Genomic DNA, 9189 nt, shown 5'->3' on the forward strand with positions numbered 1-9189 from the left:
AGTCGCGATTGGGAGTTCGGAGGCATTCCGCCGAACCAAGTAAAATGTCGGTTGCTACGCATTGTAAACGCTGATGTATACCCTTTCCGATTTCGATTTCGACCTGCCGCCCGAACTGATCGCGCAGACCGCGCTCACCGAGCGTACCGCCAGCCGCTTGCTGGAGGTCGACGGCAGCGTCACGCCGCCGCACCTGTACGACCGCAGCTTCGCCGATCTGCCCAGCCTACTCGCCCCCGGCGACCTGCTCGTGTTCAACGACACGCGCGTCATCAAGGCGCGCCTGTTCGGCCAGAAGGCCAGCGGCGGCAAGATCGAGGTGCTCGTCGAGCGCGTGATCGACAACCGCACCGTGCTGGCACAAATTCGCGCCAGCAAGAGCCCCGCGCCCGGCACCGTCCTGCATCTGGCGGATGCCTTCGACGTCACCGTCGGTGAGCGCGTCGAGCCGTTCTACACGCTGCACTTCCCCGAAGACTGCTACACGCTGCTGGAAACCTACGGCCGTCTGCCGCTGCCGCCGTACATCGAACACGATGCCGACGCCGCCGACGAGACCCGTTACCAGACCGTCTACGCCCGCAATCCGGGTGCCGTGGCCGCGCCGACGGCCGGTCTGCACTTCGACGACGCCCTCTTCGCCCGTCTCGACGCCCTCGGCGTCCAACGCGCCACGCTGACCCTGCACGTGGGTGCGGGCACGTTCCAGCCGGTGCGCGTGGACAACATCGGCGAACACAAGATGCACTCGGAGTGGTATGAGATCACGCCCGCACTGGTCGACGCCATCGCCGCCACCCGTGCACGCGGCGGCCGCGTGATCGCCGTCGGCACGACGTCGATGCGCGCGCTGGAATCGGGCGCGCAGGCCACGCTCGCCGCCGGAGGCGCACCGGGCACGCTGCGCGCCGGCAGCGCCGAGACGGACATCTTCATCACGCCGGGTTACCGCTTCCAACTGGTCGACCGGCTCGTGACCAACTTCCACCTGCCCAAGTCCACGCTGCTCATGCTCGTGTCGGCGTTCTCGGGCATGGAGACGATCCGCGCGGCCTATCGCCACGCCATCGAGCAGCGTTATCGCTTCTTCAGCTATGGCGACGCGATGATCCTCTCGCGCGTAGAGATTCAGGACACCCCGAAGGCTGCCGCCTGAATCCCGGACGGCCTTGGCGTCCAAGGCCGTCCGACCAAGTACAATACCGCCTTGGCCACGCATGGGGCGCTGGCCGCTTTTTTCACGTCCCGCGCGGGCGCCGGCTTGTTTTGCCGGTGGTGCCGGGGCGCACGACACATGCTCAAGTTCGAACTCATTACCACCGACGGGCAAGCCCGCCGGGGGCGCGTCACGCTCAACCACGGTGTGGTCGAGACGCCCATCTTCATGCCCGTCGGCACCTACGGCTCGGTCAAGGCGATGTCGCCGGTCGAACTCGTCGAGAACAACGCCCAGATCATCCTCGGCAATACCTTCCACCTCTGGCTGCGCCCGGGACTGGAGACGATTGCCGCGCACGGTGGCCTGCACCGCTTCATGGGCTGGGATCGTCCGATTCTCACGGATTCGGGCGGTTTTCAGGTGTTCAGCCTCGGCGATCTGCGCAAGATCAGCGAAGAAGGCGTGAAATTTGCGTCGCCCGTGAACGGCGACCGCCTCTTCCTCTCGCCAGAGATCTCGATGCAGATCCAGCACGTGCTCAATTCGGACATCGTCATGCAGTTCGACGAATGCACGCCGTACGAGATCGACGGCCGTCCGGCCACGGAAGTCGAGGCCGGCCAGTCCATGCGCATGTCGCTGCGCTGGGCCAAACGCTCCATCGACGAATTCAACCGTCTTGAGAACCCGAACGCGCTGTTCGGCATCGTTCAGGGCGGCATGTACGAGCATTTGCGCGACGAATCGCTCGCCGGGCTGTCGGAACTGGACTTCCACGGCTACGCCATCGGCGGGCTGTCGGTCGGCGAGCCGAAGGAAGACATGATGCGTGTGCTGGAGCACGTGGCGCCGCGTCTGCCCGCAAACAAGCCCCACTACCTGATGGGCGTGGGCACGCCGGAAGATCTGGTGGCCGGTGTGGCCGCCGGCGTCGACATGTTCGACTGCGTGATGCCCACCCGCAATGCGCGTAATGGCTGGCTGTTCACGCGTTTCGGCGATCTGAAGATCCGCAATGCGTCGCACAAGACCGATACGCGCCCGCTGGACGAAACTTGCGGCTGTTACGCCTGTCGAAACTTCTCGCGCGCCTATCTGCACCACTTGCAGCGAGCCGGGGAGATTCTGGGCGCGCGGCTCAACACCATCCATAACCTGCATTACTATCTCACGCTGATGCAGGAAATCCGGGATGCCATCGAAGCGCACCAATTCGACGCGTTCGTCGCCAAATTCAAGGCCGATCGCGCCCGCGGCGTGCAGTAACGTGGCTGGTGCGTCGAGGCGTTTGGCTCGGCCACCGAATCCCCCGGGAACGGGGTCGGGCAGTGGTAAAATGCCGGGCTTGGATGCTGCATCCTCGCACCGAAACACACGCCGCGCGTGTCCTGAGACCGGCCACACGCGGCTTTTACACGTCTTACATAAGGAGAACCGAACGTGCTGATTTCCGAAGCCTTCGCGCAGACCGCTGGCGCCAGCGCCAGCCCCCTGGGCAACCTGACGAGCTTCCTGCCGCTCGTGCTGATGTTCGTGGTGCTGTACTTCATCATGATCCGTCCGCAGATGAAGCGTCAGAAAGAGACCCGCAACATGCTGGCAGCACTCGCCAAGGGCGACGAAGTCGTGACCTCGGGTGGCCTGGCCGGTCGTATCTCGAAGGTCGGCGAAACCTTCGTGACCGTTGAAATCGCCGACAATGTCGAGATCAACGTGCAGAAGGGCGCTATCACCACGTTGCTGCCGAAGGGCACCATCAAGGCGCTCTGATCGTTTGCACCACCGCACGCGGCCGCCCTTACCGGCGGCCGCAGTGCATGGCGACGCCGGTCCATACGTCCTGCGTTGCCATGCAAGACGGTCTGAAGCACGGTTTGCCACGAGGCATCACCCTAGCCCGCTGCTATGAATCGCTATCCTCTCTGGAAGTACATCGTCATTCTGGTGGCTCTTGCCATCGGGGTGCTCTACACGCTGCCGAACCTGTTCGGTGAAACACCGGCGGTACAGATTTCCAGCGTCAAGGCGACCGTCAAGGTCGATCCCTCGACGCTCTCGCGCGCCGAAGACGCGCTCAAGGCACAGAACATCGCCTATACCGGCGCGGTGTTCGACAGCACGGGCAACAACCCGAGCGTGCGTATCCGCTTTGCCGATACCGACACGCAGCTGCGCGCCAAGGATCTGCTCCAGACGTCGCTGAACACGGACGCGACCGATCCGACCTTCGTCGTCGCACTCAACCTGCTCTCGGCCTCGCCGGAATGGCTCTCCAAAATCCACGCGCTGCCGATGTACCTCGGTCTCGACTTGCGTGGCGGTGTGCACTTCCTGCTGCAAGTCGACATGGCCGGTGCCATCACCAAGCGTCTGGATGCGTCTGCCGCTGACGCCCGTACGCTGCTGCGTGACAAGAACATCCGCCACAACGGCGTGACGCGCACGGACACCGGCATCGAAGCCGCCTTCAGCTCGCAGGCGGACGCCGAGCGCGCCCGCAGCGCGCTGAGCGATGGCCTGCCCGACCTCTCCTACACCACGCAGCCCGCTGCGAACGGCGCGTTCAAGGTCGTGGGTGCGTTCACGGAGGCCGCCCGCCGCGCAGTGCAGGACAACGCCGTCAAGCAGAACATCGTCACGCTGCATAACCGGGTGAACGAACTCGGCGTGGCCGAACCGGTGATTCAGCAGGAAGGTCCGGACCGCATCGTCGTGCAGCTGCCCGGCGTGCAGGACACCGCCAAGGCCAAGGACATCATCGGACGTACGGCGACGCTCGAAGCACGTCTGGCTGACCCGGATGCCCCGCGCATCGTGTCGGCCGACACGCCGGTGCCGCCGCAGGACGAACTGTTCCTGCACGGCAACGGTGCGCCGGTCCTGCTCAAGCGTCAGGTGATCTTCAGCGGCGACCGCATCACGAGCGCCTCGGCCGGTTTCGACGATCACCAGCAACCGTCGGTCAACATCAAGCTCGACGCCGCCGGTGGCCGTGTGCTGCGCGACGTCTCGCGCGACAACATCGGCAAGCCGATGGCCATCGTGCTGTTCGAGAAGGGCAAGGGCGAAGTGCTGACGGTGGCGACCATCCGCGGCGAACTGGGCCAAAGCTTCCAGATCACCGGCATGGGTTCGGCACAGGGCGCGAACGATCTGGCGCTGCTGCTGCGCGCCGGTTCGCTCGCCGCACCGATGGAAATCATCGAAGAACGTACGATTGGCCCGAGCCTCGGTGCCGACAACATCCATAAGGGTGTCGACTCGGTGATGTATGGCTTCCTCGCCATCGCCGTGTTCATGATGGCGTATTACATGCTGTTCGGCGTGTTCTCGGTCATCGCACTGATGTTCAACCTGCTGCTGCTCGTGGCCGCGCTCTCGTTGATGCAAGCCACGCTCACGCTGCCGGGTATTGCCGCTATCGCGCTCACGCTCGGTATGGCCATCGACGCGAACGTGCTGATCAACGAACGTATCCGTGAAGAGTTGCGCGGTGGTGCGTCGGCCCAGAAGGCGATTTCGCTGGGCTTCGAACACGCCTGGGCGACGATTCTGGATTCGAACGTGACCACGCTCATCGCCGGTCTGGCGCTGCTGGCCTTCGGTTCGGGCCCGGTGCGCGCGTTCGCTGTGGTGCACTGCCTGGGTATTCTGACCTCGATGTTCTCCGCCGTGTTCTTCTCGCGCGGTCTGGTCAACCTGTGGTACGGCGGCCGTCGCAAGCTCAAGTCGCTGGCGATCGGTCAGGTCTGGCGCCCGGACGGTGCGACGAACGCACCCGACGCAGGCGAGCAATAACCGCAGGCGCGAGAGGAAACAGTCATGGAATTTTTCCGCATCAAGAAAGACGTGCCGTTCATGCGGCATGCCCTGATCTTCAACATCGTCTCGGCGCTCACGTTCGTGGCGGCGGTGTTCTTCCTGCTCACGCGGGGCTTGCACCTGTCGATCGAGTTCACCGGCGGTACGGTCATGGAAGTGGCCTACACGCAGGCGGCCGATCTCGAGAAGATCCGTGGCGAAGTCGGCAAGCTCGGCTATCGCGACGTGCAGGTGCAGAGCTTCGGCACCTCGCGCGACGTGATGATCCGTCTGCCGATTCAGAACAGTCCGGACGGCAAGCAGGTCACCAGCGCGCAGCAAAGCGATGCCGTGATGACCGCGCTCAAGGCCGACGCCCCCGACGTGTCGCTGCGTCGCGTGGAATTCGTCGGTCCGCAGATCGGGCATGAGCTGTTCACGGACGGTCTGCTGGCGCTGACCTTCGTGGTCGTCGGCATCATCATCTACCTGTCGTTCCGCTTCGAATGGAAATTCGCCGTAGCGGGCGTGATCGCCAACTTGCACGACGTGGTGATCATTCTCGGCTTCTTCGCGTTCTTCCAGTGGGAGTTCTCGCTAGCGGTGCTCGCGGGGGTGTTGGCGGTGCTGGGCTACTCGGTGAACGAATCGGTCGTTATCTTCGACCGGATTCGCGAGACGTTCCGCAAGATGCGCAAGGCGACGGTGCAGGAAGTCATCGACCACGCCATTACGACGACGATGTCGCGGACCATCATTACGCACGCGAGTACGGAAATGATGGTGCTGTCGATGTTCTTCTTCGGCGGCCAGACGCTGCACTACTTCGCACTCGCCCTGACCGTGGGTATTCTGTTCGGTATCTACTCGTCGGTGTTCGTGGCCGCAGCGCTTGCGATGTGGTTCGGCGTGAAGCGCGAAGACCTCATCAAGCATGGCAGCAAGGATGACGAAGAAGGGCTGGATCGCAACGATCCGAACTTCGGCGCACGTGTCTGATTCACGCGTCGCTCACGAAAAAGCCGCCGGCATGTCCGGCGGTTTTTTTTCGTCCGTCGCCAGGACGCTATTCCTTTGAAGCAGCGGGCGCAGGCCTCGTCAGTCGTTGCATCTCCCCAAACCATTCCGACAGCGCGAGCGACGTGTTGGCGTGTGCGGCTTGCTGCCCGAGCAAATCGGCGTCGCCGCCTTCTCCGTGGGTATAGCGCACGCCACTGCGCAGATCCTGCGCCCCTGCCGTGGAGAACAGATAGCGCTGTTGGGCCACCGCATAGCGACGTGCCGTCGGCACCACACCGAACAGCGGTTCACCGAACCCCACGTAAGGCGCGTCCGAAAGGGCGAGATGATAGAGCGTGGGGAAGATGTCGCGATGGCCGACGAAGTCGTCCAGCCGCAGCGGCCCGATCGGCTCATACGCACGCGGCACGCGGAAATAGATCGGCACGTGATAGCGCTCGAACGGCGAGAGCGACGCGTTATCGAGATCGCGCCATTGCGGCGCACGATGATCGCCCGTCGCCACCAGAATCGTGCGCGAACGCATCGGTGAGTATTTCAGACGGTCGATGAAGTCGCCGAGTGCATCCATCGCGTAGCGATAAGCGCGCACGCCGCGCTGACGTTCGTCCCGCTCGGCAGCGTTGGCGGGTGAGGCGCGCCATCCCCTCGTCAGGTCGAACGGGCCGGTCGCCGCATCGTCGGGCACGTTGAAAGGCCAGTGGTTGCTCATCGTCAGCGCGAAGACGAACAACGGTTGACCGCGCGCGTCGGCGTCCTCCAGCATGTCGTGCACATAGCGCCAGAGATAGCCGTCGTACACACCGTAAGTGCCGGTGTCGGCTTGTGGATAGCGCGCGACGATATCGGCCTGCGTGATCACGTCGTCAAACCCTTGCTGACGCATGACACGGTCGATATGCCGCCACGTACGTGCGCCGCCGTAGACGAATACCGTTCGATACCCCTTTTGCTGAAACGGTCGGACGGCGGCGGACGTGAAGGACACCGGCACCGCACTGTCCGTCAGCATCAACGACGGGCTACCGCTATTGATCAGAAGATGTTCAAGCGTGGAGATCGTATCGGAGCGTGCCGCGACGGCGTGCCGGAACCACCATCCGGCATCCAGATGTCTGCGCATCGCGCCTGCGATGGGAAACCCGTCGGCGTCGAGCGACAGGCCGTAGCCGCCCCACCCTTCCATCAATCCGAAGATGACATGCGGCGGATGCGCCTCCAACATCGCGTTGGGCGGCGTGCGATGCCACGCAGCGCGCTGAAGGGCCGCTGTCGGGTCGTACACATGCGTATCACCGCTTCCCTTACCCTCATCACCGCCATCAACCTCGTCGCCTGGGCCTTCAACGCGCAAGGCGCGGGCAAGCGCAGCGGCATCGTCGAAGCCGTGCGACTTCAGCGCACGTTTCGGACTGTCTGCCTGCCCGGGCGCTTCCCGCCTTTGCCGGAACGCAAGGTAAAGCCGCACGGGCGTGTTGACGAGCAGGTCGTCGAGGATCGGACGTCGCGCCACGCTGACCCCCTCCTGCGTTGTCAGCCGCGCAGCAGGCTTGCCACAGGCGGTAAACAACAGCGTCGCAACCACAGCGATCTGCACGGTTGCGTCGCGCCACGTTGCCCGTCGCTGCGGGACTAGCGTCAAGCGCAGGGTGCACCACGTCTGCATGAGCGCGAGCCCTAACGCGCACAGCAACGCCGTGCCCACAGGAAGCAGACGCGCTGCGGCGTTCATGGCGATGCCGACATCGTCGTCGAAAATGCTGAAGATCTGAGAGCCGAACGGCACACCGAAGTAGCGCAGGTAGTAGTGTTCCGTCAGCCCCGCTGCATTCACCATGACAAACCAGAGCACGACGCCTGCGACAAATGTCGCCCGCATGGCAGGTGTCGACGCCAACATCGCCCGTCCGATCGCCAGCGGCAGCAGCCACACCAACATTCCCCAACTGCTCAGCAGGGCGTCGTAGCGCGCGCCGTACCAGAGCCAGAGCATCCATTCATGCGCACTCGTGGTGACGACGGCGTGCTGCGCGTCTGGCGTGAGCGCCATGACGCCGAAACCACGGATCAGCAGATTGCCAAGCCACGTCGCGAGCATGACGACCGCGCATAGGCGTAGTAAGCAGGGGAGTCGGGGAGCGGCTGACGAGGCGAGCGTCGCCGCCGGGATGTCGGCAGACGTGGGAGTCATGGCTGGACGGCCCTTTGCGCGAGCACAAACGGGACCTGCGTGGAGATGGCTGCCAGCCTGACAGCGAATATCAGGCTCCCGATGCGGGTGGTTTCACAACGTGCGTGCCCCCTGTCGAACGTGCACGCGCCACGGGCTTGCGGTAATCTCGCGGAATTCGCAATTTACGAATTTTCACGCCGATGAAGCCGATCCGCATATGGGACTTGCCGACGCGATTGTTCCACTGGTCGTTCGTGGTGCTGGCCGTCGCCGCCTACGTCACCGCCAAGACGGGTGGCAACGCGATGATCTATCACTTCTGGTGCGGCTATGCCGTGCTCGCGTTGCTGATCTTCCGTGTGATCTGGGGCATCGCCGGTCCGCGCTATGCACGTTTCTCGGCGTTCCTGACCGGACCGCGCACGTTCTTTCGCTCGCTGCGCGACACGTCAAGCACGTCAAGCACGTCAAGCACGTCGGACGCGTCGGCCATGCAGGCGCGCTTCGCCGGACACACCCCACTCGGCGGCCTGTCGGTCATCGCCATGCTGTTGTTCTTCGGCATTCAGGTCGCGCTGGGCCTGTTCTCGAACGACGACATCTTCAACGACGGGCCGCTCGTCAAGTTCATCGACAAGGATACGAGCGACATGCTCACCGGCTGGCATCTGCGCAATCAGTGGGTGCTGATCGCGCTGGTGGCATTGCATGTGCTGGCCATTGCCTATTACCGCATCGCACGTAAGAAGGATCTGGTCCGGCCGATGATTCTCGGCGACAAGACGCTGCCTGGCCCCGTGCGCCCGGCACGTGACGACTGGCGTGTGCGCATGGGCGCGCTGGTGCTCATCGTGCTGGCGTCGGCGCTCGTGTACCGCATCGTGAATCTCACACCGGCGGTGGCGGCGTTGCCGTCATATTGACGACGCGCCAATGGCCGACCGATGTCGGCGTCTCCCTGTCAAGTCCTGAAATAGGTTGACAGTTATTTCAGGTTAAAACGCCCGATGCACCGCATCGGGCGTTTTGTATTTCA

General features: G+C 63.6%; 7 protein-coding genes. 6 read left to right on the plus strand and 1 reads right to left on the minus strand.

Going from position 1 to position 9189, the window contains the following annotated elements; translation table 11 throughout:
* The first annotated feature begins 73 nt into the window (after nucleotides 1-73).
* The 5 genes from queA to secF all read left to right on the plus strand — a co-directional run bounded on the left by queA (nucleotide 74) and on the right by secF (nucleotide 5959).
* On the plus strand, nucleotides 74-1156 hold the full coding sequence (queA, locus tag PCO31010_RS25645) for a tRNA preQ1(34) S-adenosylmethionine ribosyltransferase-isomerase QueA (protein ID WP_150666734.1): 1083 nt from the start codon (nucleotides 74-76) through the stop codon (nucleotides 1154-1156).
* A gap of 138 nt (nucleotides 1157-1294) precedes the next feature.
* Nucleotides 1295-2425 carry a tRNA guanosine(34) transglycosylase Tgt gene (gene tgt / locus PCO31010_RS25650; protein ID WP_039396307.1) on the plus strand — a complete coding sequence of 377 codons (1131 nt, stop codon included), beginning with the start codon at nucleotides 1295-1297 and terminating at the stop codon, nucleotides 2423-2425.
* 174 nt (nucleotides 2426-2599) lie between these two features.
* Nucleotides 2600-2929 (plus strand): preprotein translocase subunit YajC, encoded by a 330-nt coding sequence (gene yajC, locus PCO31010_RS25655; RefSeq protein WP_150575699.1) that lies wholly within the window; start codon nucleotides 2600-2602, stop codon nucleotides 2927-2929.
* Between the two features lie 135 nt (nucleotides 2930-3064).
* Nucleotides 3065-4957 (plus strand): protein translocase subunit SecD, encoded by a 1893-nt coding sequence (secD, locus tag PCO31010_RS25660; protein ID WP_150666735.1) that lies wholly within the window; start codon nucleotides 3065-3067, stop codon nucleotides 4955-4957.
* 24 nt (nucleotides 4958-4981) lie between these two features.
* Nucleotides 4982-5959, plus strand: a complete 978-nt coding sequence (gene secF / locus PCO31010_RS25665) for a protein translocase subunit SecF (protein ID WP_150666736.1) — start codon at nucleotides 4982-4984, stop codon at nucleotides 5957-5959.
* A gap of 67 nt (nucleotides 5960-6026) precedes the next feature.
* On the opposite strand, the gene PCO31010_RS25670 is transcribed toward secF, so the two are convergent.
* Nucleotides 6027-8171, minus strand: a complete 2145-nt coding sequence (locus PCO31010_RS25670; RefSeq protein WP_150666737.1) for an LTA synthase family protein — start codon at nucleotides 8169-8171, stop codon at nucleotides 6027-6029.
* A 182-nt stretch (nucleotides 8172-8353) separates the two neighbouring features.
* Between PCO31010_RS25670 and PCO31010_RS25675 the strand changes: the two genes are divergently transcribed.
* Nucleotides 8354-9076, plus strand: a complete 723-nt coding sequence (locus PCO31010_RS25675) for a cytochrome b/b6 domain-containing protein (RefSeq protein ID WP_150666738.1) — start codon at nucleotides 8354-8356, stop codon at nucleotides 9074-9076.
* The last annotated feature ends 113 nt before the right edge of the window (nucleotides 9077-9189 follow it).

Origin of the sequence: Pandoraea commovens, from assembly GCF_902459615.1 — a bacterium.
GTDB classification, from domain to species: Bacteria; Pseudomonadota; Gammaproteobacteria; order Burkholderiales; family Burkholderiaceae; genus Pandoraea; species Pandoraea commovens.